Annotated in this window: 19 protein-coding genes; 15 read left to right on the forward strand and 4 right to left on the reverse strand. The window is 70.8% G+C overall.

Annotation, left to right across the window (positions count from 1 at the left end; genetic code table 11):
• From VGD44_RS22485 to VGD44_RS22495, 3 genes are all read left to right on the forward strand, one after another.
• On the forward strand, positions 1 to 1,436 hold a 1,436-nt coding region (locus VGD44_RS22485), incomplete at its 5' end, for a methylmalonyl-CoA mutase family protein (RefSeq protein ID WP_414694711.1).
• Entirely contained in the window at positions 1,433 to 3,592 is a 2,160-nt protein-coding gene (gene scpA, locus VGD44_RS22490; RefSeq protein ID WP_331090616.1) for a methylmalonyl-CoA mutase, read from the forward strand. The genes VGD44_RS22485 and scpA, both read left to right, overlap by 4 nt.
• Positions 3,593 to 3,772: 180 nt before the next feature.
• The gene (locus tag VGD44_RS22495; protein WP_331090617.1) at positions 3,773 to 4,120 is read left to right on the forward strand and encodes a VOC family protein; all 348 of its coding nucleotides are present in this window, start codon (positions 3,773 to 3,775) and stop codon (positions 4,118 to 4,120) included.
• Here VGD44_RS22495 and VGD44_RS22500 read toward each other — a convergent pair.
• Positions 4,117 to 6,219, reverse strand: a complete 2,103-nt coding sequence (locus tag VGD44_RS22500; protein WP_331090618.1) for a winged helix-turn-helix domain-containing protein — start codon at positions 6,217 to 6,219, stop codon at positions 4,117 to 4,119. The two genes, VGD44_RS22495 and VGD44_RS22500, sit on opposite strands and share 4 nt — an antisense overlap.
• Before the next feature lie 105 nt (positions 6,220 to 6,324).
• Here VGD44_RS22500 and VGD44_RS22505 point away from each other — a divergent pair, with 105 nt between their 5' ends.
• Complete coding sequence (locus tag VGD44_RS22505) at positions 6,325 to 8,244, forward strand: TonB-dependent receptor domain-containing protein (protein WP_331090619.1); 1,920 nt, start codon at positions 6,325 to 6,327, stop codon at positions 8,242 to 8,244.
• Positions 8,245 to 8,409: 165 nt separating this feature from the next.
• Here VGD44_RS22505 and VGD44_RS22510 read toward each other — a convergent pair whose 3' ends face one another.
• Positions 8,410 to 10,401, reverse strand: a complete 1,992-nt coding sequence (locus tag VGD44_RS22510) for a hypothetical protein (RefSeq protein WP_331090620.1) — start codon at positions 10,399 to 10,401, stop codon at positions 8,410 to 8,412.
• Positions 10,402 to 10,576: 175 nt separating this feature from the next.
• Here VGD44_RS22510 and VGD44_RS22515 point away from each other — a divergent pair, with 175 nt between their 5' ends.
• A complete protein-coding gene (locus VGD44_RS22515) occupies positions 10,577 to 11,023 on the forward strand; it encodes a nuclear transport factor 2 family protein (RefSeq protein ID WP_331090621.1) in 447 nt (148 codons plus the stop codon).
• A gap of 185 nt (positions 11,024 to 11,208) precedes the next feature.
• Here the strand turns inward: VGD44_RS22515 and VGD44_RS22520 are convergent, their stop codons facing one another.
• Positions 11,209 to 12,270: a hypothetical protein gene (locus tag VGD44_RS22520; RefSeq protein WP_331090622.1), complete on the reverse strand. Its 1,062-nt coding sequence runs from the start codon at positions 12,268 to 12,270 to the stop codon at positions 11,209 to 11,211.
• Positions 12,271 to 12,284: 14 nt separating this feature from the next.
• On the reverse strand, positions 12,285 to 13,319 hold the full coding sequence (locus tag VGD44_RS22525; protein WP_331090623.1) for a hypothetical protein: 1,035 nt from the start codon (positions 13,317 to 13,319) through the stop codon (positions 12,285 to 12,287).
• Between the two features lie 101 nt (positions 13,320 to 13,420).
• On the opposite strand from VGD44_RS22525, the gene VGD44_RS22530 reads away from it, so the two are divergent.
• The 10 genes from VGD44_RS22530 to VGD44_RS22575 all read left to right on the forward strand — a co-directional run bounded on the left by VGD44_RS22530 (position 13,421) and on the right by VGD44_RS22575 (position 22,903).
• Positions 13,421 to 13,975 carry a TetR/AcrR family transcriptional regulator C-terminal domain-containing protein gene (locus VGD44_RS22530; RefSeq protein ID WP_331090624.1) on the forward strand — a complete coding sequence of 185 codons (555 nt, stop codon included), beginning with the start codon at positions 13,421 to 13,423 and terminating at the stop codon, positions 13,973 to 13,975.
• A gap of 41 nt (positions 13,976 to 14,016) precedes the next feature.
• Entirely contained in the window at positions 14,017 to 14,451 is a 435-nt protein-coding gene (locus tag VGD44_RS22535) for a VOC family protein (protein ID WP_331090625.1), read from the forward strand.
• A gap of 60 nt (positions 14,452 to 14,511) precedes the next feature.
• Entirely contained in the window at positions 14,512 to 15,921 is a 1,410-nt protein-coding gene (locus VGD44_RS22540) for an amidase family protein (protein ID WP_331090626.1), read from the forward strand.
• 249 nt (positions 15,922 to 16,170) lie between these two features.
• A complete protein-coding gene (locus VGD44_RS22545; RefSeq protein WP_331090627.1) occupies positions 16,171 to 16,785 on the forward strand; it encodes a hypothetical protein in 615 nt (204 codons plus the stop codon).
• 14 nt (positions 16,786 to 16,799) lie between these two features.
• Positions 16,800 to 17,525, forward strand: coding sequence for a hypothetical protein (locus VGD44_RS22550; protein ID WP_331090628.1), 726 nt, complete (start codon positions 16,800 to 16,802; stop codon positions 17,523 to 17,525).
• Positions 17,522 to 19,477 carry a protein kinase domain-containing protein gene (locus VGD44_RS22555; protein ID WP_331090629.1) on the forward strand — a complete coding sequence of 652 codons (1,956 nt, stop codon included), beginning with the start codon at positions 17,522 to 17,524 and terminating at the stop codon, positions 19,475 to 19,477. Before VGD44_RS22550 ends, VGD44_RS22555 begins: the two co-directional genes overlap by 4 nt.
• Before the next feature lie 62 nt (positions 19,478 to 19,539).
• Positions 19,540 to 20,793, forward strand: a complete 1,254-nt coding sequence (locus tag VGD44_RS22560) for an acetyl-CoA C-acetyltransferase (RefSeq protein ID WP_331090630.1) — start codon at positions 19,540 to 19,542, stop codon at positions 20,791 to 20,793.
• Positions 20,794 to 20,795: 2 nt separating this feature from the next.
• Entirely contained in the window at positions 20,796 to 21,008 is a 213-nt protein-coding gene (locus VGD44_RS22565) for a hypothetical protein (protein ID WP_331090631.1), read from the forward strand.
• Positions 21,001 to 21,210 (forward strand): hypothetical protein, encoded by a 210-nt coding sequence (locus VGD44_RS22570; protein ID WP_331090632.1) that lies wholly within the window; start codon positions 21,001 to 21,003, stop codon positions 21,208 to 21,210. The genes VGD44_RS22565 and VGD44_RS22570 overlap by 8 nt, the downstream gene beginning before the upstream one ends.
• A 34-nt stretch (positions 21,211 to 21,244) precedes the next feature.
• A complete protein-coding gene (locus VGD44_RS22575; RefSeq protein ID WP_331090633.1) occupies positions 21,245 to 22,903 on the forward strand; it encodes an N-acyl-D-amino-acid deacylase family protein in 1,659 nt (552 codons plus the stop codon).
• Positions 22,904 to 23,051 lie beyond the last annotated feature (148 nt).

Here is a 23,051-nt window from a genome sequence, read left to right on the forward strand (position 1 = left end):
GTGATCTTGACGGTCGGGGCGCGGCGCGCGCAATTCGCGCCATGGCCGACATCGCCCGCCTCGACCCCGGAATCACGCCTGCCGGCGAGGACGCCTGGCGCGCCCTGGTCGCCAAGACGCTGGGCGACAAGCCCTTCGAAAGCCTGACGAAGTCGACGGTCGAAGGCCTGCAGATCGCGCCGCTCTACGCGGCGAGCGACAAACCCGCGGGCTTCCCGGTCCGGCCGTTCGACAGCGAGCGTCCGTGGGACGTGCGGACGCTGTCTGCGCAACCGGACCCCGCGCGGGTCAACGCCGACCTGCTGGCCGACTTGGAAGGCGGCGCGGCCTCGGTGATCGTGAAGGGCCACGCCACCGCCGATGCGCTCGCCCGCGCGCTCAAGGACGTCATCGTCGAGCTGGCGCCCGTGGGGCTGGACGCCGGCTTCCTGGGCGCGAAAGCGGCCGACGCGCTGCACGCGGTGGCGAAGTCGTCGCCGGGGGCGAAGCTGAACTTCCACATGGACCCGTTGAGCGCCTTCGCCGAGGCGGGCGCGAGCCCGGGGCCAGTGGAGAGTCACCTGGTGAGCTGCGCCACCGTCGCCGCCCGCCACGCGCAGACCTATCCGCAGGCGCAGCTGTTCCTGGCCTCGGGCCGCGTCGCCCACGAGGCCGGCGGCGGCGAGGCGCTGGAGGTGGCCGTCGCCGCCACGGCCGCCATCGCCTACGCCAAGGCGCTGGTCCGCGCGGGCCTCCCGGCCGACGAGGCCTTCGCCCGGATCACGCTCGGGCTAGCGGCCGAGGGCGACTACTTCCTGACGCTCGCCAAGCTGCGGGCCGCCCGCGTGGTCTTCGCCCGCATCGCCACGGCCTCCGGCGGCAAGCCGCAAGCGCGCGTCGAGGCGCGGACCTCGCGGCGGATGCTCACCGCCCAGGACCCCTGGACCAACATGATCCGCCTGACCGCCGCCGGCTTCGGCGCGGCCGCGGGCGGGGCGGACGCGGTGGTGCTGGGCAATTTCACCGACGCGCTCGGCCTGCCCACCGCCTTCGCGCGCCGCCAGAGCCGCAACACCCAACTGGTGCTGATGGAAGAGGCCGGTGTGGGCCGCGTCGCCGACCCGGCCGCGGGCGCGGGCTATATCGAGAGCCTGACCGACCAGATCGCCCGCGCCGCCTGGACGAAGCTGCAGGCCATCGAGGCCGCCGGCGGGATCATCGCGGCGCTGGAGAAGGGGCTCGTCGCCCGCGAGGTCGGCAAGGCGGTCGAGAGCCGCGGCGACCCCAAGATCCTGGGCGTCACGGCCTTCCCGCCCACCGACAAGCAGGCCGTGGAGGTCGAGCCCGGCAAGCCTGCCGAGCTTGACGCCGCCGTCGCCCGCCTGCCCGGCCCCGAGGGCCGCTGCCCGGCGCTGAAGGCGATGCGCATCTCCGAAAAGCACGAGGTCGCGGCATGACCAAGTTCCCCGACTTCGCGACCCTGCCGCTGGACGGCGGCCCACTGAAGGTCGCCGCGCCCACCGCCAAGCCGTGGGCCACGCCCGAGGGCATCGACGTGCGCCCGGCCTATGGGCCTAGCGACGTGAAGGGCGTGGCGGAACTGGGCGGCTTCCCGGGCCTGGCCCCGTTCGTGCGCGGCCCTTACCCCACCATGTACGCCACCAACCCGTGGACGATCCGCCAATACGCGGGCTTCTCCACGGCCGAGGACTCCAACGCCTTCTACCGCCGGAACCTGGCCGCCGGGCAGATGGGCCTATCGGTGGCCTTCGACCTGGCCACCCACCGGGGCTACGACAGCGACCATCCGCGGGTGCCCGGTGACGTCGGCATGGCCGGCGTGGCGATCGACAGCATCTACGACATGCGGACCCTGTTCGACGGCATCCCGCTCGACAAGATGACCGTGTCGATGACCATGAACGGCGCGGTGTTGCCGATCCTGGCGCTCTACATCGTGGCGGCGGAAGAACAGGGCGTGCCGCACGAGAAGCTGGCCGGCACGATCCAGAACGACATCCTGAAGGAGTTCCTGACCCGGAACACCTACATCTACCCGCCCGGCCCCTCGATGCGGATCATCGCGGACATCTTTGCCTACACCAGCAAGGAGATGCCGCGGTTCAACTCCATCTCGATCAGCGGCTACCACATGCAGGAAGCCGGGGCGACGCTGGACCTCGAGCTCGCCTACACCCTGGCCGACGGCATCGAATACGTGCGCGCGGGCGTCGCCGCCGGCATGACGGTGGACCAGTTCGCGCCGCGCCTGTCGTTCTTCTGGAACGCCGGCATGAACGCCTTCATGGAGATCGCCAAGCAGCGGGCGAGCCGCCTGCTCTGGGCCAAGCTCATGAAGCAGGAGTTCGATCCGAAGGACGCCCGCTCGCTCTCCCTGCGCGCCCACACCCAGACGTCCGGCTGGTCGCTGGCGGCGCAGGACGTGTTCAACAATGTGCCGCGCACCGTGATCGAGGCGATGGCGGCCACCGGCGGCCAGACCCAAAGCCTGCACACCAACTCGCTCGACGAGGCGCTGGCGCTACCCACCGACTTCTCGGCCCGGATCAGCCGCAACACCCAGCTTTTCCTCCAGATGGAGAGTGGCCAGACCCGCGTGATCGACCCGTGGGGCGGCAGCTGCTACGTCGAGCGGCTGACGGCCGACCTCGCCGAGCGGGCGCTGAACCACATCGCCGAGGTGGAGGCCCTGGGCGGCATGGCGGCGGCCATCGAGGAGGGCCTGCCCAAGCGCCGCATCGAGGAGGCCTCGGCCCGCACCCAGGCGCGCATCGACGCCGGCCTGCAGACCGTGGTGGGCGTGAACCGCTACAAGCCTGAGCATCCCGACGACATCCCGGTGCTCAAGGTCGACAACACCGCGGTCCGCAACGCCCAGATCGAGAAGCTGAACCGGCTGAAGCGCGAGCGTGACCCCGAGGCCGTGGCCGCGGCGCTGGACGCGCTGACCGCCGGCGCGGCCGGCAACGGCAACCTCCTGGAGCTGTCGGTGAACGCCGCCCGCGCCAAGGCCACTGTCGGCGAGATCTCGTACGCCATGGAGAAGGTGTTCGGCCGCCACAAGGCGCACGCCGACGCGGTGAAGGGCGTCTACCTGCGCGAGGCCGGCTCCACGCCCGCCGGCGAGCGGGCCAAGGCGATGGCCGAGGCGTTCGCCCAGGCCGACGGCCGCAAGCCGCGCATCATGGTCGCCAAGATGGGCCAGGACGGCCACGACCGCGGCCAGAAGGTGATCGCCTCCGGCTTCGCCGACCTGGGCTTCGAGGTGGAGATCGGCGACCTCTTCCAGACGCCCGCCGAGGCCGCCGCCGAAGCCGTCGAGACCGGCGTGCACGCGGTGGGCGCGAGCTCTCTCGCCGCCGGGCACCTGACCCTGGTGCCCGAGCTGAAGGCCGAGCTGCAGAAGCTGGGCCGGCCCGACATCCTGGTGTTCGTCGGCGGCGTGATCCCGCCCGAGGACTTCAAGACGCTGGAGGAGATGGGCGTGGCGGCGATCTTCCCGCCGGGCACCGTGATCCCCGAAGCCGCGATCAGCGTGCTGGACCGCCTGAACGAGCAGCTCGGCTACGCGCAGGAACAGGCGGCGCAGTAGCCTGCGCTTCCCTTCCCTCTCGCTCGTCATGGCCGGGCTTGTCCCGGCCACCCAGAAACGCAAGTCTAGGTGTTGGACTAGCGGCGTCGACGTGGCGGACCAAAGGGCAGCGCCTCGTATCTGGGTGGCCGGGACAAGCCCGGCCATGACGATCGGAAAGTGTGGGGTTAGTTTGCCCCCATGCAGATCAACCACCTGCACCTGCATGTCGCGGACGTTGGCCGCGCCGCAGCGTTCTACAAGCGCGCCTTCGGGCTGAGGGAGCACGTCTGGCACGAGGACGTTCTGTTCCTGCGCGATGACGCGGGGATGGACTTGGCGCTCGCGCCCGGCGCGCCCGGCGAGCTGCCGGGTTGGTTCCACTTCGGCTTCCGGCTGGAGAGCCCGCAGGCCGTGCGCGACCTCCACGCGCGACTCACCGGCGACGGCGTCACCATGCGCGCGCCGCTCAGCGAGGAGCCCGACTTCGTCTGGTTCCGCTGCGAGGACCCCGATGGGCACAACATCGAGGTCTACTGGGAGCCCTAGTTGCTGGTGAGCTGGAAGAGCCCCAGATCGACCTGCTCGTCGGAGTACTGTGAGAACAGCGCCCGCCCGTCGGCGGCCACGCCGATGTCGCCGCCGCCGCCCACTTCGCGAAGCTTGCGCGCCGGGCCCGTCCAGGGATGCAGCCAGACCGCCGGCGGGTTGGTCGCCCCGCGGACGACGAACACGTAGATCCCCTCGGGGCCGACCGTCCAGGTGTCGTAGGGGCCGATGGTCACGTTCGGCGCGGGGGCGCCGCCGAGGGCGACCACCCGGGAGTCGTTCAGGGTCTGGCCGAACCAGCGCCCGTCGGGCGCGCGGCGCAGGCCGGTCAGACCGCGGCCGCCGGCCACTTCCTGAGGTCGAGGCGCGCCGCTGAGCGCAATCTCCATCAGGCGATAGCCGTCGGCCGTCCGCTGCAGATAGCGCAGGCGGTCGCCTGCCGCCGTGAAGACCGGGTCCAGCTTGTCGAGGCCGTCGGCGGTGACCGCGCGGAGGCGCGAGCCGTCGCGGCTCACGGTGTAGATCTCGGCCTTTCGCCCCTTCACCGCCACGAAGGCGATGGTCTGGCCGTCGGGCGACCAGGCCGGCGAGTGGGTGTAGCTGCCCATGATGTTGGTCAGCCGCACGGACTGGCCATCGGGCCGGGTGATCCACAGCTCGGAGGCGCCCGAGCGGTTCGACACATAGGTCACGGTCCCGTCGGCGGCGCCCTCGGGCTCCCAGTCCGCGCTGGAGTGGTTCGTCACCGGCGTCATGGCGCCGTCGGGCCCCATGGCGACGATGTTTGTCCGCGTGCGCGGCGCCTCGACCGCCAGGCGGTTGCGCCGGTCGCTGGACATGCGACTGAAGGTGAACTGCCCCGCGCCAAGGCTGATGCGCGTGGGCGGTTCGCGCCGGGCGGTGTCGATCGTCCAGAGGCCGAATTCGCCGCCGCGGTTCGACGAATAGAAGATGTGGCGGCTGTCGTGCGACCAGACGTAGCCTGCCGCCTTCCAGCCGTCGGTGGTCAGCGCGCGTTCGCGGCCGGTCTTCAGGTCCTTCAGGTACAGGTCGTCGGCGCCGTGCAGCAGGGTGCGGCGGAAGACGAGCAGCTTGCCGTTCGGCGCGACCATCGGGTCGGAGTCGCCGAGCGTCTCGGGCGACGGCGCCGTCAGGTCCTTCATCGCCCCGCTGGTCAGGTCGACCGCACGGATCCGCCACGGCACGGACGGGCCGGCCCGGTCGCCGAAGACCAGGGTGTCGGCGTCCAGCCAGCTGACCCGCGTGTAGACGGCAGACTGGCAGCGCGCCGCCGTCCGCTCAGCTCCGATCGGCATGGGGACGACGAGGATCGAGCAATGCCCGCCGGGCGTCGTCCGCACGAAGGCGATGCGGTCGCCCGCGGGCGACCAGGCGGCGCTGTGGTCGTCCGCCGGGTCGCTGGTGATGCGCACCGGCGTTCCCTGGTCGACGCTGCGGATGAAGAGGTCGCGGTAGACGGCGGACGTCGGCCGCTGGGCATAGACGAGCTGCTGGCCGTTGGGCGAGAGCGCCGGGTGGGTCTCCATTCCCGGCTCGGCGGTCAGCTGGGTGTAGGACTGCGCCGTCCAGGTGACCGGCTTCGGCATGAGGACGAACGTCGCGGCGCCCGCGATCGCCACGAAGGCAGCCGCCACACCGCCCGCGAACAGCCAGCGGCGCGGCGCCGATGGGAACGCCGGCGGCGCGGCGGCGGGAGGCTGATCGGCATTGGGCGCGGTCGGCAGGGGCTGGATGTCGACGCCGGCCTGCAGCCGGTATCCCACAGTGGCGATCGTATCGAGCTTGACGCGCGGGTTGGCGAGCAGCGCTTTCCGGAGCTGCATCACGCAGCGGTTGAGCGCGCCTTCGGTGACGATGCGGCCGTCCCAGCAGATGTCGATGAGCTCGTCGCGGCTGACCGGATGACCGCGGGCGCGGTGCAGCGCCACCAGCACCTTCATCACCCGGGGCTCGAGAGCGATCACCTTGCCGCCGGTTTCCACCTCCAGCGCCGCCGGGCGCACCTGCGTTCCGGCCAGGCTGAAGGGCAGCTCACGGGCCAAGGTCATCTTGGGCCAAAGCGCGACATGTTCGTTCATCGTGAAACCATCACGCAGAAATCACGCTCACAGCCACGCCGTCCCCACCCGGAGCATCGGACAAACCGCCCGGTCTGAACAGCCTAGTTCGCCGGGATTACAACGATGTCACGTATCGCGGGTACGCTTCTGCTGGGGCCAATTCTCCTCGCCTGGGCCGCTACTCCTGCCGCCGCGCAGGACAGTGCGGTGCAGACTGCCGCCGACGCCTTCGGAGAGCGCGTCGGGACCGAGCAGTCGGGCCTCTACAACGAGGGCGAGGTCCGCGGCTTCGACATCAACGACTCCGGCGCCTACCGGATCGAGGACGCCTATTTCAGCCGCGCCTCGCCGCTGAACGACCCGATCCTGGCGGGTGTCGGCGTGCGGGTGGGCGTCAACGCCGCGCGCCTCGCCTACCCGGCGCCGTCGGGGGTGGTGAACTATCGCCTGCGTTCGCCGGGCGCGGTGAACGAGGTCCGGCTTGGCGCGGGCTTCCGCGACTTCGGCACGCGGGTCGTCCAGGGCGACGGGTCGTGGAAGTCGGACGACGGGCGCATCGGCCTGGCCGGCGGCTTCATCTGGCGGCCGCTCTCGCGCTGGGGCCCGGGCAGCGAGGGCAAGGCGATCGACGTTGGCGCGGTGGGCAGCTGGGAGGTCGCGCCGGACCAGCGCGTGCGCGCCTTCGCCTCGCTCTACCGGCGCCGCTACGACGGCGACTACGCCTTCCTCCCGACCGACGGCGCCGTCCCGCCCGACCCGCGCAAGCTGCACCAGTATTCGCCCGACTGGGCGCGGGTCGAGGCGATGAACTCCAACCTGGGCGTCCTCTACGACGGCCGCTTCGGCGCCTGGACGGTGGACGTGGCGGCCTTCCGCTCGCAGTTCGACAACGACGGGGCCGACTTCACGATCATCCAGACGAAGGCCAACGGCGACGCCTTCGCCACCACCTACCGCACGGCCGGCAAGCGCAACATCTCGGACTCCGCCGAAGCCCGCATCGGCCGGCGCTTCGAGGCCGGTGGGTTGAGCCACCTGCTCACCGCGTCGGTGCGCGGGCGCCGCAGCCGCGTGGAGCTGACCTCCAACGTCGCGATCCCGCTGGGCGCCTTCAACATCCGCGGCGACGAGCCTGACGGGATCGAGCAGCCGTGGACCGGCCGCCGCGGCGAGGACGAGGTGGAGCAGGTCACCGGCTCGCTGGGCTACGGCCTGGCCTGGGCCGACCGGCTGCAGGTGCGGCTGGCCGCCCACCGCACACGCTACGACAAGACGGTGCTGAGCAAGGCCGGCGTGCGCACCGAGGGCGTCAGCGAGACCACGCTCTACAACGCCTCCGCCATCCTGAGCGTGACCGGCCGCACGGCGGTGTTCGGCAGCTGGGTGACGGGCCTGGAGGAAAGCGGTATCGCGCCCACCTCGGCCACCAACCGCGACGAGGTGCTGCCGCCGGTGGAGTCCGAGCAGTTCGAGCTGGGGGTGCGCCACAACCTGACGCCGTCGCTCACCTTCATCGGCGCCCTGTTCGACGTCTCCAAGCCAACGCAGGGCTTCCGCGCCGACGGCTCGTACGGGCTGGTGGGCCGGGTGCGCCACCGGGGCGTCGAGGGCTCGCTGGCGGGGCAGCTGGGCGCCAAGACCAACGTGGTGCTGGGCGCCGTCGCCTTCACGCCGAAGGTCACCGGACCGCTGGTGGACGCCGGCGTCGTGGGCTCGCGGGCGGCGGGGATCTCCAGCTTCGTGGCCAACGCCAGCGTCGAGCGCCAGATCACCGACGCCTGGTCGGTGGACGCCCAGGTGACCTATTCGGGCGAGCGCTGGGCCGATACAGCCAACACCTTCAAGACCCCAGCGGTGACGATGCTGAGCCTGGGCGCGCGCCACCGCTTCGAACTGGGCGGTCGCCCGGCGATGTTCCGGGTGCTGGCGTCGAACCTCACCGGCAAGGAAGGCTACTGGGCCTCCCCCTCCGGCCTGCTGTGGCCGATCGCGCCGCGGACGGTGCGCGCGCTGCTGACCGTGACGTTTGGGCCTAAAGGGTGACTTAGCCGCCTACCCCTCCCGCTCGTCATGGCCGGGCTTGTCCTGGCCACCCAGAGGCGAGGCGGCGCAGAATGGATCTCGGCGACGCCGCCGCGGGCCCTTGCGTGGGCGACTGCGCTTCTGGGTGGCCGGGACAAGCCCGGCCATGACGATCTTGAAAGGGACCTAACCCAGCGGCGTGGTCTCGCTCGGGCCGTCCTGGGCCTGGCCGCCGCGACGGCGCTGCGGCAGCAGGGACTGGGCGGCGGCGAGCTCGTCGCGGTCGATGGCGCCGTCGGCGTTCGTGTCGATCTTGGCGAACGCCATGCCGATCATGTTACCCATCTGGCCCTTCAGCTCGGCCTTTTGCAGCTTGCCGTCGATATTGTCGTCCATCATCCCCAGCAGGCGGGTCTTGGCGAACCGGCCCTCATGGTCGACCTGCTTGGCCGCCGTCTCGTCCAGCCAGCGGAACGCCACGGAGGTGAAGAACATCTCCTCGTGGCTCTGCTCGCCCCAGGTGACCTTGATGTTCGGGTCGGGGTTGGCCGGGTTGGTCCTGGAGTTGTCGTAGACGTAGTGGGCGATCAGGCGCGAGCCGGCCGGGACCTTGATCGGCTGGGCGAAGGTGTAGCTGCGCTGCCAGTTGAAATCGTACCGCGGCAGGCTGAGCAGCAGCGTCTTCTTGCCGTCGGGCGTCTGCAGCCACAGGTCGCTCGCATAGGCGCGGTAGTGGGCGTGCGGGAACGCCGAGTAGAGCAGCGCGTCGTTCGGGAACTCGACGTAGGCCACTTCCTTGTGGCGCTTGGTGTTCGGCTGGATGGTGATCGTGCCGTCGATGACGACGACGTTGCGCATCATCAGCTCGGGCGGCTTGTCATAGAAGTAGACGCCGATCTGCGAGTTATCGACCGCCTCCTTGCCGTAGGGCGTGTAGTGCATCTGGAAGCCGATCGCGCCGCCGGCCGGCAGGAAGCTGCCGACGTTCTTGGCGTAGACGCTGGACTCCGAGCCGACCGCATAGCCGCCCACCGAGCCGCGCCAGCGGGTCTCGGACGACACACCGTTCTTCGGCATCTCCGACATCCAGCCGGTCAGCACGTGGTGCACCGACTGGCGGTCGCCCGGCTTCACCGTCGTGGCGCGGATCCAGCGGCCTTCCAGCTGCGGATTGGGCATCGCCGGGCGCTGGTAGTCCACGACGCCCGAGGCCGGCACCTTGAACGACGGGATGTTGAGCACGAGGTCGGGCTTGCCCAGCGGCCACTCGGGCGCGACGCGCTTCACGGCGGCCAGCGGGTCGGCGCCGTCGCCGCGCGCCGAGCCGGCCTCCACCCAGTGGACCAGGGTCTTGATCTCGGCCGGCGAGAGGTTCTTGTCGTCCGAGAACTTCCCAACGTGCGGATCGGCGTTGTAGGGCGGCATCCGGTCGGTTCGGATCACCTCGCGGATCATCGGCGAGAAGCCCTTCACCATCTCGTAGCTGGTCAGCTGCATCGGGCCGATGCCGCCTTCCTGGTGGCAGGCCACGCACTTGGCCTCGAGGATCGGGGCCACGTCCTTCACGTAGGTGAGCTTCGCGCCCGCCCCGCGGTGCGGGAAGTCGATCAGCGCGCCGGTCGACGCCGCGGTGGCGGCGGGGACCGGCTGGCCGGCGGCCAGCGCGTCCAGCGCCGCCGCGAGCCCGCTCACCGGGCCTCGGTAGGCGACTGTCCAGGTCTTCGGGTTGATCACGAACGCCTCGGCCGAGCGGGTGACGCCCAGGCCTTCGCCGATGATCTGGTTGCCGTCCAGGAGGACGGGCATCGCGTAGCCCGCCGACGCCGCCTCCGCGAGGATCGCCTCGCGGCTGTCCTTCAGGCTGGAGTTCAGCAGCAGGAACTCGACGCCCTTGGCGCCGTAGGTCGACGCCAGGGTCTTGAGCTGGGGCGCGAGGCCGCGGAGCACCGCGTCGCCGTTCGCCTGGGTGACGATGACGACGGCGCTGGCGTCGGTCATCCGGTAGAGCTCGTGGGCCTCCAGGTTGGCGTCCACCAGCATGAAGTTGTCGACGCTGGCGGGCGTCGTCGCCGAGGCGTTGATCGCCGAGCCGGTGAGCGCCGCCTGTTGGCTGTCGCTGGCGCAGCCGGCGACGAACGCGGTGGTGGCCAGCAGGCCGATCATGCCGAGGCGGGTCATGGAAGCTCCCCAATCGCTATCGTTCGGCGTCCACGACGAACGTGAGCCGGGCGTCACTTTCGTCCCGCCACATTACACCAATATTTCGAAGACCCGGCGCCTATCGTGTCCGTTTCCCGCGAGCGGCAGGTCCGAAAACCGCGCTACGCGGAGCCTCCCTGGAGGGAGGATACCCATGACCCGCACCGCCGCCGCAGCCGCCGCCGCACTCGCATTGTCCGCCGGCGCCGCGCAGGCCGATGACGCCGCCACGGTCGCCGCGCTCGACGTCCAGTACCAGGCCGCGGTGAAGGCCAACGACGCCGAGACGATGGCGAAGATCCTCCACCCGCAGATGATCCTGGTGGTGGGCTCGGGCGCCGTGATCACCCGCGACGACCTGCTGAGCGAGTCCCGCAAGCAGACCATCGCCTACGAGGTCCAGGACGAGGAGCCCGGCAGCCAGACGGTGCGGATGTTCGGCGCCGACACGGCGGTCGTCACCGCCAAGCTGCGGCTGAAGTATGTGGCCGGCGGCAAGGCGTTCGACCGCACCCTGTGGTTCAGCGACACCTACGTCCGCACGGCCGACGGCTGGCGCTACGCCTTCGGCCAGGCGTCGCTGGCGCTGCCGCAGGGGTGAAGAGGTGCTCTCCCTTCCTCCTCGATGGAGGAAGGGCCGGGGATGGAGGTGTGCGCGGGGCCGGGACGCTTGGAACGCGATCGGCGCTAGCGCCCAAGTGCGCCATCTGCCTCGGCTCTGCGGTCACACCTCCACCCACCCCTCCTCCATCGAGGAGGAGGGCTCGAGAACATTAGGGCGCTGGCTCAGTCCCCGCCCTGCGCCTTCCCGCCTTTCGCGCCGACCATCATCTTGACCAGCGCCTCGGTGACCTTGGGTTCGAGGCCCTCGGTGTGGCCCTTGTCCATGCGCACGACGTCGGCCACGACGCGGCCGTCCTTGCACTTGGGATAGACGTAGACCTCGCTGGTCCCCGGCCGGGCTTTGGTCCCCCACACCTTGTAGCCGGCCCGCGCGTAGTCCCAGACGTAGCCCGCCTTGGCGTCGACGATGTCCTTTTCGCGGACTCGCATCGCGCAGCCGTATTTCACGGCCCACGGCGAGGTCCCCGGCAGGCTGTCGATCTCCCACTGGCCCACTTCGAAGATGTGGCTGAACTCGCAGGCCGGCGGGGTGTCGTTCGCCAGCGGATTGGGGCCGGCGGGGCGCGGCGGCGGCGGCCCGCCATCGGCGCGAGGTGGGCCGAACTGGCTCACGAACGGGGCCTGGCCGATGCGGCCGCCCGACAGGCTGAGCCAGCCGTCGACCTTGCCCTTGAAGTAGTCGCTGCAGACGATCCGCCGCGAGGTGAAGCCGCCCTGGCTATGGCCGGCCAGCCACATCGACCTGATGTTCTTCCTGCCGAAGCTGTCGAAGACGAAGTCGGTGATGTTCTGCAGGTGGGCGTCGTCGGCCGCGGCGTCCCAGCGGCGGACGCCCGGCCCGCCTCCCGGGCCGATCGAGCCGGTTGTGGCCGCGGTCGGGGTCGCCACGACCAGGCGGTGCTTCTGCACGTAGTCCGACGCCGGGAAGTAGTGGCGCTGCCAGTTCCCGATCGAGCCGGCGCCGTGGATGTTGAGGATGAAGGTGACCTTCTCGCCCGGCTTCAGATCGCAGGGGTAGTCGAGGAAGAACTTGCGCCCGGTCTTGGTGTCGGTCGCGTTGCCCAGGTCGGCGAGCGCGCCCGAGGTCGAGCAGGCGTCGCCGTCGCAGCGCACCGGCTGCGGCGTCGTGCAGGCCACGCCGCCCACGTCCTTCGCCAGGGCGGGTCCTGCGGCCAGCGCCCCGAAGGCCGCCCCGAGAACCATTGGCGCCATCAGCTTCTTCATGGTCTTCGCTCCCCCTACTTCGCCGCCAGCATCAGCTTGACGATCTCTTCCGTGACCCTCGGCTCCAGGCCCTCGGTGTGGCCCTTGTCGATGCGCACCACGTCGGCCACGACCTTGCCGCCCGGGCACGCCGGGTAGTCATAGATCTTCGCCGCACCCGGCCGGGCCTTGAGACCCCACACCTTGTTGGGGTTGGCCTGCACCCGGGTGTCCTGGACGTAGCCGGCCTTGGCGTCGACCACCTCGCGCGGCTTGCCCTGCGCCTTGCAGCCCAGCTTCTCGGCCCAGCGCGAGCCGGCCGGCAGACCCGCGGCGGTGAGCTCGTGCTCGCCGGTCTCGTAGATGTGCGAGAAGGCGAAGTCGGGCAGGATCGAGGCGTCGGCGGCCAGCCGCATCGGCGCGCCGGGCGGCGTCCCAGCCGGCTGGGGCGGCGGACCGCCCGGCCCGCCCGAGCCCGTCGGGATCGGCGCGCGGACCTCCTCGCGCTTCGAGCCCAGCCGGCCACCCGAGAGGCTGACCCAGCCGGTGAGGCGCTGGCGGTAGAAGTCGGAGTTCAGCAGCCGGTTCGAGGTCTGGCCGCCGAACGAGTGGCCGGCGAACCAGAAGGCCTTGATGTTGCCCTTGCCCACCGCCGCCTCGACCTGTTCGACGATGCCCTGCAGGTAGGCGTCGTCCTGGTCCGGAACCCAGATGTTGCGGGTGCCAGACGGGGTGGCGATGACCAGCCGGTGCTTCTCCTTGAAGTCGATCAGCGGGAAGTAGTGGCGCTGCCAGTTGCCGATCGAGCCGCCGCCGTGCAGCGACAGGATGAAGGTGACCTTCTCGCCCGCCTTCAGGTCGCAGGGATAGTCGAGGAAGAACTTCCGGCCGGACTTCGTTTCGGTCGCGTTGCCCAGGTCCCCCACCTCCGCGCTGGTGCAGCCGGTCTCGGGGCAATGGACGGGCGCGGGGCTTGAGCACGCCACGCCCATCAGGTCCTTCGCAGCGGCCGGGGCCGCCGCCAGCAGGCCCGCGCCCATCGCCAAACCGATCGCCAGTCTGCGCTGCATCACATCCTCCGCCATCGTCGCGGTCTGCCGCCGCGTTTCCATCGCCTAGCACTGGTAGGGAAACTTTGCAGGCGTATTTCAGGCCGTGGTATGCGGGGCGCGTGACCGCCGCCGAAGTCCGCCCGCCGCTCGACCGCGCCGCCATCGTCCTGGCGGCGCTGAAGCTGCTCGATGAGGTGGGGCTGGACCAGCTTTCGACGCGCCGACTGGCGGCCGAGCTGGGGGTGAAGGGCCCGTCGCTCTACTGGCACTTCAAGAACATGGGCGAGCTGCGCGACCTGATGGCCGACAAGCTGCTCGGCGACGTCCTGCCCGCCCCCGACGCCTTCGACGACTGGCAGACCTGGCTGGCCGAGGGCGCGCGGGCCTACCGCCGCGCGGCCCTGTCGGTGCGCGACGGCGCGCGGGTGCTGGCGGCGGCGCGGCCCACGGAGGCGCGGCGGCGCAACCGTTTCGAGCCCAACATCGCGCGGCTGCGGGCCGAGGGCTTCGACGACCGCCAGGCCTGGGGCGCCTTCATGGTGCTGGCCCGCTACGCCATGGGCTTCGCGCTGGCCGAACAGGCCGGCCGCGGGGCGACCGAGAACTCCACCGCCACCTTCGAGATGGGCTTGCAGGCGATGGTGGACGGTCTTGCGCTTAGGCGCGGCCGCTGAGGTCTGATAACATCACTCTCCGAACGACGATGGGGGGAACGATGAAGATCCAATCTCTCGGCCATGTGGTCGTGCGCGTCACCGACATCGACCGCGCCGAGCGCTTCTACGGCGACGTACTGGGCCTGCCGATCTGCGCACGCTTCGAGGAGAATGGGATGAGGATGACGTTCTTCTCCCTGGGCAACCATCACGACTTCGCCGTCATGCTGGTCCCCGGCGATGCGGCGACGACCGAGGGCGCGGGGCTGCATCATGTGGCCTTCAAGATCGGCGACAGCCTGGACCAGTTGCGCGAGGCGCGCGCGAAGCTGGAGGCCGCCGGCGTCGTGACCGACCCCATTGACCACGAGGTGACCAAGTCGCTCTACATGGCCGACCCCGACGGCAACGGCATCGAGCTCTACGTCGACGCCTCCGACGTGTGGAAGCGCGAGCCGCAGAAGGTCGCCCAGCTCTTTCCGCTGGAACTCTGACCGCCACGGGTTGACGGCCCGCGCGACGCCTCCGCACCCTGACGTCCAGGGAGAGTTGGCATGACGTCGTCGCAGATTTGGCAGTGGGGCGCCGTCGAGACGGCCGCAGCGATCCGGTCGGGGCGCGTCAGTTCCGAGGAGGTCACGCGGGCCCACGTCGAGCGGCTGCGCGCCAAGAACCCGTCACTGAACGCCGTCGTGGTCGAGCTGACCGACCAGGCGCTGGAGACCGCGCGCGCCGCCGACCGGCTGCAGGCTTCGGGCGCCGAGTTGCCGACGCTGCACGGCGTGCCGGTGACCATCAAGATCAACATCGACGTCGAGGGCCAGGCCAACTCCAACGGCGTCGTAGCGCTGAAGGACAACATCGCCCCCGGAGACGCGCCGGTGACCGCCAACCTGAAGAAGGCCGGCGCGATCATCCTCGGCCTCACCAACACGCCCGAGTTCTCGATGCGGGCGTTCACCGACAACCCGCTGCACGGCCAGACCTGGAGCCCTTGGGACAAGGCGATCACCTGCGGCGGCTCCTCTGGCGGCGCGGCCGTGGCGGTGGCGGTGGGCATCGGCTGCATCGCGCACGGCAACGACATCGGCGGCTCGCTGCGCTGGCCGGCGTTCTGCAACGGCGTGGCGACGGTCCGCCCGAGCCAGGGCCGCATTCCGGCCTTCAACCCGTCGGCGACGGTCGAGCGACCGCCGATGGCGCAGCTCATGAGCGTCCAGGGTCCGCTCTGCCGCGACGTGGCCGATCTGCGCCTGGCGCTGGAGGTGATGAGCCGCCGGGACGCGCGCGACCCCTGGTGGGTCCCCGCGCCGCTCGAGGGGCCGCCCGTCGCCAGGCGTGTCGCGAAGGCGAAGATCCCCGCCAGCCTGGAAGCCGACCCCGAGGTCCTGGCGTTGATCGACCGCGCCGCCGCGTGGCTCACCGACGCCGGCTACGAAGTGGTGGAGTTGGAGGTTCCTGACCTCGACGAGGTGTTCCAGCTGTGGGTCGACCTGATCTCGACCGAGATCGCGACGCTACAGCTCCAACAGTACCGCGAACAGGGCAGCCCGCTGTTCCAGGGCGCGCTCGACGGCATCCTGACAATGGCCAAGATGCTCGACGCCACCGAGTACCAGCAGGGCGTCGCCTACCGGACGCGGCTGATCCGCCGCTGGTTGGCGATGCTGGAGGACTGGCCGGTGATCCTGGCGCCGGTCTCGGTGCAGCCGACGCCCGCCTACGACGCCGACCTGGTGAGCACCGAGGCGGTCCGGCGCATCTTCGGCAACGACCTGCGCTTCAACATGGCGGTCAGCGCGCTGGGCGTTCCGGTGGTGACCACGCCGATCGGCTACGTGAACGGCCATCCCGTCGGCTGCCAGCTCATCGGCGGGCGCTTCCGCGAGGACGTCTGCCTGGACGCCGCAGCGGCCATCGAGGCCCGCCTGGGCCTCCCCGCCCACGACCTTTGGGCGCGCTGACCGGACACAAACGCGTCACATCGCACCGCACTGCATCGCCCCGCATCGCAGCGCAACTGAAGCTGGGCCAACAAGCTTAGCAATACAACTTTTTGGTGTAATTTCATTGACTCCGCGGCGTCACCGCGCGTAGCGTCGTTATCGGCTGCTACAAGTGTTCAGGAGCATAATCCAAGGGTGGGGCAAGTATCTTGCGCCGCCGTTCCCAGTGCTGCGAAGCCAACAGCTCAGAAAACAAGGAGGACGCGCATGGAAGCTCAGGCGCGCGAACGGACCGACTTTGTCATAAAGGACCTGGTGGTCAGTATTCCGTCAGCATCCGGCGCCGGCGGAGGCTCGTTCCTCCCCGCCGAAGACGGCGAGCCGCTACCCTGGTGGATTTCCCCCGTCGCGGGCGTGCTCGGCAAGGAGCATGTCCTGGAGATTGCACGTGAGACCGTACGCGGGGCCCTGAAAGACCAGGCGGCTCTGGACAGCATCGGCCTCGCCTTCCGCGAAGGGGACCCCGACGGCAACCCGGCGCTGCGCGAGGCGATCCACGACGTGGGCTCGTCCGTCGTGGCGAGCGCGGTGTGGGCCGACCTGGCCCGGGCCGGCGCGCGCAGCGGCGGCGGCGGCGGCGTGGGACTTCCCAACCCCGACTGCGGCGGCTCCTCGCTGGAGACCATCCCCACGCCGATTACGCCGATCGTGCACGTGGGCATGGAAGCCCACCGGATCGCCGACCTTCCCAAGATGCGCAAGCAACTCGCGATCGCGGTCGAGAAGCTCGACACCATCTCGAGGAGCTACGCCCCGACGGCGGCCGAGGCGCCCGCCGTGCGCGCTCAACTCGAGGGCGCGCTCAAGTCCCTCGGGCACTAGCGGGAATGCCCGCCATGGCTGGACGGCTCGCCGAGCTCTCGCTGCGGGCCATCCGGACCGTGGCGGCGCTCCCCACATCCGACGTCGGCCTGATCGGCCGGCGGCTCTACAGCTTCGGCGCCGCGCCCTTCGGGCGTGACGCCGAGCTGGCCTTCGGGCCGGGAGACAACCCGCTGTCCGTCCTCGGACTTGGCCCAGGCGGCGCCGTGCGGGAACTGCTGGCGCAGCCCTACGAAGCGTCGACCCATGCGGGCTGGATCAGCTTCAGCCGCGTGGGCCGCCAAGCCAACGACGCGCCGGCCTGCAAGCTCTACGTCAGCCCGCGTCCCGAGGCGCTGGCTGCCGCCTTCCCCGTCGTGGCGGCGACCTTCGCCCGCCTGGAGGTCGGCTCGTTCAAGGTCGGGCGCGGCGCCGCCGGTCTCCTGCGGCCCGACAAGATCGTGGCCTACTTCGACGATCTGGATCACCTGAGCTCGGTCGCCAAGGCGCTGTCGCACGCCCTGCGACGGGCGCCAGCGCAAGGGGCGCCCTTCACCGCTGAGATCACCGGCGACGGCCTGCTTTCCTGGGGCCGCGACCCCCGCCCCGTCGAGGGCGCGGCGTTGCAGAGCTGGCGGTCGTGGATCACGGCTCGCCTGGCCGAGGCGATCGTCGCCGTCCGCCGCCCAGGCGAGGACCCGGCGCCGGCCGTAACGGCGCGCCTGGCCGAGCAAGGCGTCAAGAACTGGGTGATGGCATGAGCGGGCCTGACGCCGGCCTCTCCGAGACCCTGTTCATGCTGCCGGCCGACGCCCAGCTGGTGGAGATCGGCGACCTGTCGCTGCGGCTGCAGGCCAAGATCGGACCCGCGCCGCCCGGGCACGTGGTGGTGAGCCGGCCCGGCTTCCGGGTGACCACCCGCCTCGTCAGCCCGGAACTGGCCCGGCTGATGGACCGCTTCCGCGAGCCGCGCAGCTTCGTGGACGCCGTGCTCGACTTCAGCCAGGCCGAGGCGCGCGACCCCTTCGCCACCCTGGAGGACGCGTTCGACGCGCTCGCCACCCTGGTCGACGGCCGGGTGCTGGTGCCGGCCGACTCGCCGGACGCCCAGGCGATCGCGCCCAGCCTCGCCGCGGGGCAGGCGTTCGGCAGCTACGAGATCGTGGCCCTGGTGCAGGCGCTGGAGGACAGCGAGGTCTATCGCGCCCTCGCCGCAGACGAGACGCCGGCGGCGCTGAAGATCGCCCGCCCCGGCGGGAAACTGCCGTTCGCCCACGAGGCGCGGATTCTCGAGCGGCTGGGCGGTGGTGACAGCCCGCGCCTGTTGGAGGTCGGCGAGGTCCACGGCCGCCGGTTCTTGGCTATGGAATGGCGTCCCGGCGCGCCGATCGCGGCGGTCGCCCAGCAAGCCAGGGCCAGCGCCGACCGTCGCCGGTCGCATGCCCTCGTCGCCGCGCTGCTGGCCGCCTACGGCCGCCTGCATGCGCGCGGCGTGCTCCACGGTGACATCCACCCAGGCAATATCCTGGTGGCCGACGACGGCCGAGTCACCCTGCTGGACTTCGGCCGCGCGCGACTGAACTCCGCCGGCGGCACGGACATCTCCCGCGCCGGCATCGCCCACTTCTACGAGCCCGAGATGGCCGCCGCGCTGGCCGCCGGGCGGTTGCCGCCGGCCGTGACGCCTCGCGGCGAGCAGGCCGCCGTCGCCGCCCTCGCCTACCTGCTGCTGACCGGTCTGCCGACGGTCGACGCCACGGCCGAGCAGGGAGAACTGCTCACCCGGATCGCCGGACGTCCTCCCCTGCCCTTCACGGCGCGGGGGATCGACGCGTGGCCGCAGGTCGAGCAGGTGCTGGCGAGGGCGATGGCCAAGGACCCGGCGGCCCGCTTCGCGGACATGACGGCCTTCGCCGAGGCGTTCGCCGAAGCGCCGGCGCCGCGGCGCCACCGCCGTCGCCCGCCCGCCGACGGGCCGCTGGGCGCCGCGCTGGAACGGGCGCATCAGGTCTGGCTGGACGTCGACGACCCCGAAGCGCTTCGCCTGGCGTGGCTGGCCCTGCGCGCCGCGCTGGCCTGGAGCGACCCCTGCCTGCTGGCCGCGGCCGACGTCTGGGCGGCGCGGGCTGGCGACAGCTGGACCGCCTGGACGGTCCGCGCGGACGTGGCCCGGGCGCGCTGCGACCGGAAGGACGAGACCCGGGCGCTGGAGGCCTTCACGCAACGTGCGCCGCCCGGGTCGGCGCCCCTGTCCATCCTGGCGCGGCTGCTGGACGGCGCCGGCGCCCGCGAGGTCGAGCCCACGCCCTTCGCCGCGTGGGCCGCGGACCGCCTGTACGCCGCCATCGTGGCCGGCCGCCCGGCGCTGCGCCACCACCTGGCCCTGGCCCGCGCCGGCGTCCTCCCGCTACCGGACGGCCTGCACGCCGCGCTGGCCGGCCTGCCGGCCGAGGCCGGCGACGCCGAGCTCTGGTCGCTGGCGCACGACGCCTACGCCGAGCCTTCCTTCGCCGACCGCGCCGCCCAGGCCGCCCGCCGGTCGGGCGACGTCTACGACCTCCTGCGGCTCCACCAGCTCACCGGCGAGGCCGGCTGGCTGGCTCAGGCCCGGCGCCGGGCGCGCACGGCCGGATCCGACCTCGCCGCAGCGATCCGGCTCGTCGAGCTGGAAGCCCCCTGCCGGGCTGTCAGGCCGCCCTTCGAATTGGCCTAGACTGACCTTACGGAGAGCGCAGAACTTTCTTCCGAACGACATTTACGCTCGCGAGGAAAGACATGCCCGAAGCCTACATCATCGACGCCTGCCGCACGCCGCGCGGCATCGGCAAGGTCGGCAAGGGAGCGCTGGCCGACTTCCACCCGCAGCGTCTGGCCGCCACCGTGCTGGGCGCCATCGCCGAGCGGAACGCGCTGAAGACCGAGGAAGTCGATGACGTGATCTGGGGCTGCTCGTCCCAGCGCGGCAAGCAGGGCAACGACATGGGTCGCATGGGCGCCCTCGACGCCGGCTTCGACATCCGCGCCTCGGGCGTGACCCTCGACCGCTTCTGCGGCTCGGGCATCACCGCGGTCAACCTCGCCGCCGCCCAGATCATGTCGGGCATGGAGGACCTGGTGATCGCGGGCGGGACCGAGATGATGTCCTACACCGCCTCCAGCGCGCCGCAGAACCAGGCGTTCTTCGAAGGCCCGGCCCTGATGGACGCCGGCAATCTCCACCTGCGTGAGCTGCACCCGCAGTCGCACCAAGGCATCTGCGCCGACGCCATCGCCACGATGGAGGGCATCAGCCGCGAGGCGCTGGACGAGCTGGCCTACGTCAGCCAGCAGCGCGCCGACAAGGCGATCAAGGAAGGCCGCTTCGACCGCGCCCTGGTGCCCGTCCGCAACGAGGACGGCAGCATCGCCCTCGACCACGAGGAGTTCCCGCGGCCGCAGACGACACTGGAAGGCCTGGCGGCCCTGAAGCCGTCGTTCGAGGCCATGGCCAATGCGCCGCTCGACAACCGCGGCACCACGCTGGCGGGCCTGATCAACCGTGTCTATCCGGACCTGAAGATCCAGCACTTCCACCACGCCGGGAACTCATCGGGCGTCGTGGACGGCGCGGCGGCCGTGCTGCTGGCCTCGCCCGAGTACGCCAAGAAGAACGGCCTGAAGCCGCGCGCCCGCGTGATCGCCATGGCCAACGTCGGCGACAGCCCCACCCTGATGCTCAACGCCCCCGTCCCGGCGGCGAAGAAGGTGCTGAAGAAGGCCGGCCTGACGCCCGACGACATCGACCTGTGGGAGATCAACGAGGCCTTCTCGGTGGTCGCCGAGAAGTTCATCCGCGACCTCAACCTCGACCGCGAGAAGGTCAACGTGAACGGCGGCGCCATGGCGCTGGGCCACCCGATTGGCGCCACCGGCTCGATCCTGATCGGCACCATCCTCGACGAGCTGGAGCGTCGCGACCTGAAGCGCGGCCTGGTCACCATGTGCGCGGCGGGCGGCATGGCGCCGGCGATCATCGTCGAGCGCATCTGACCATGAGCCTGAGCCGCCAGCGCCGGTTCGTCACGCCGGGTCCCGGCGAGACGGTCGAGCAGCTGGCGGCGCGCGCCCTGCCGGACGAGCCGCTGGAGGCCGCGGTCGACCGCATCAAGAGCTGGAACCTGCACGTCTTCGCGATGCGCCGGCCGCCCGGCCTGATGCTGGGGTCGGACGTGGTCTTCGTGGAACCGCCCGTTTCGAATGGATGAGGCCGTCATCGTCGGCGCCGAGATCGTCGCCGGCCACGACGGCTCGGCCGAGCTGCTGGTCCGGCTGCTGCATCCGGACGGATCCGAGCATCCGGTGCTGCTGGACGAGGACACCGGCCTGAAGCTGATGGAGGCCTGCGGCGCGTCGAGCCTCGAGGACCTCTACGGACAATCCTGGCGGCTGATCGTGCCGACGGGCTGACGACTAGGGAGACGGCCCAAGTAGGAGCTTTGGGATGTTCGACGTGATCGTGCGCGGCGGCCTGGTGGTCGACGGCTCCGGCGGCCCCGGCTTCGCCGGCGACGTGGCGGTGAAGGACGGCAAGATCGCCGCCGTGGGCCAGGTCTCCGGCGAGGCCCGCGAGGTCATAGACGCCACCGGCCGCGTCGTTGCGCCCGGCTTCATCGACCCGCACACCCACTTCGATGTCCAGCTGCTCTGGGACGGCGCCGCGCGGCCGGCGCTGGAGCACGGCGTCACCTGCGTGGTGCCCGGCAACTGCTCGCTCTCCCTGGCGCCCCTGAAGGCCGCCGACCGCAAGCGCCTGGTGGGCATGTTCCAGCAGATCGAGGAGATGCCGCCCGAAGCCTTCACCACCGCCTTCGAATGGACCTGGGAAGACTTCGCGGGCTACCGCGCCGCGATCGAGAAGGGCCTGTCGATCAACGTCGCCCCGCTGGTCGGCCACAGCGTGATCCGCCTGTGGGTGATGGGCCCAGCCGCGCAGGAGCGCGCCGCCACGGCCGACGAGATCGCGCAGATGCAAGACCTGCTGCGCGAGTGCCTGGACGCCGGCGCGGTCGGCCTCTCCACCAGCTTCGTCGACGTCGACGAGAACGGCCGCCCCGTGCCCAGCCGCTTCGCCCAGTTCGAGGAGCTGGACGCGCTGTCGGCGGTGCTCGGCGAATACGGCCGCATGCTCCAGTGCGTGCCGGAGTTCTACGCCACCGACATCACCATCGCGCGCATCGACCAGCTGGCCGAGCTTTCCCTGAAGCACAATATCCCGACCACCTTCTCGCCGCTGTTCGACACCGCGGCCGTGCCCGACAACGCCCCCCGCGCCATCGCCCGGGTCGAGGAGCAGTTCGCCCGCGGGGCCCGCGTCTGGCCACAGATGCAGACACGGCCGATCGACATCAGCTTCAGCCTGCTGCGCCCCAGCCTGTTCTTCGCTCGCCTGCCCCGCTGGGTGCGGATCCTGCGCCAGCCGCTGGCCGAGCGCCTGGCGGCGCTGCGCGATCCCGACACCGTCGCCAAGATGGTCTCCGATCTCGGACCCGACGGCGGCGAGATGATGATGGGCCGTCTCGTGGTCCGCGGCGGCGACGCCGCCCCCGCTGAGCTCGTCGGCAAGACCCTCTCCGAGGTGGCCAAGGCCCGCGGCGAGGTCCCGGCGCTGGCGCTCATCAACCTCAGCCTGGAGCACGGCCTGGACGTGGCCTTCCTGTCGGCCAGCCAGGGGCACCAGCTCACCGACCGCATCGGGCCCATGCTGGCCCACCCCCTGGTGCATATCGGCGCGAGCGACGGCGGCGCGCACCTGTCCTCGTTCTCGACCTATGGCGACACCGGCTACCTGTTCTCGGAGTTCGTCCGCAAAGCTGGCGCCCTGTCGCTGGAACAGGCCGTGGCCAAGATCACCGGCGAGACGGCCGACATCTGGGGCCTGAAAGACCGCGGCCGCCTCAAGCCCGGCCTCGCCGCCGATATCGTGGTCTTCGACGCCGACACCATCGACCGTGCCGACGAGATGCCGGCCTTCGACATGCCGGGCGACGGCATGCGCTACGTCCGCGCCGCCAAGGGCGTCGACACCGTGCTGGTGAACGGCGAAGTGGCCTATGCGGGCGGGGCTTACACCGAGGCCAAATCAGGCGTCGTCTGCGTCTAAGCAGGGGCGCCTCAAGTATTGCCAAAAGGTTAATGCGAGAATTCCTGGGCGTGCGTTGAGCACACGCCCTTCTTCCGCCCCATTTATTCTGCAACCTTGGGAACTGACGACTGCAACTCGTTGTTGAATGTCTGACGACGCAAAATGC

The sequence above is a fragment of the Phenylobacterium sp. genome, assembly GCF_036402295.1.
GTDB lineage: Bacteria > Pseudomonadota > Alphaproteobacteria > Caulobacterales > Caulobacteraceae > Phenylobacterium.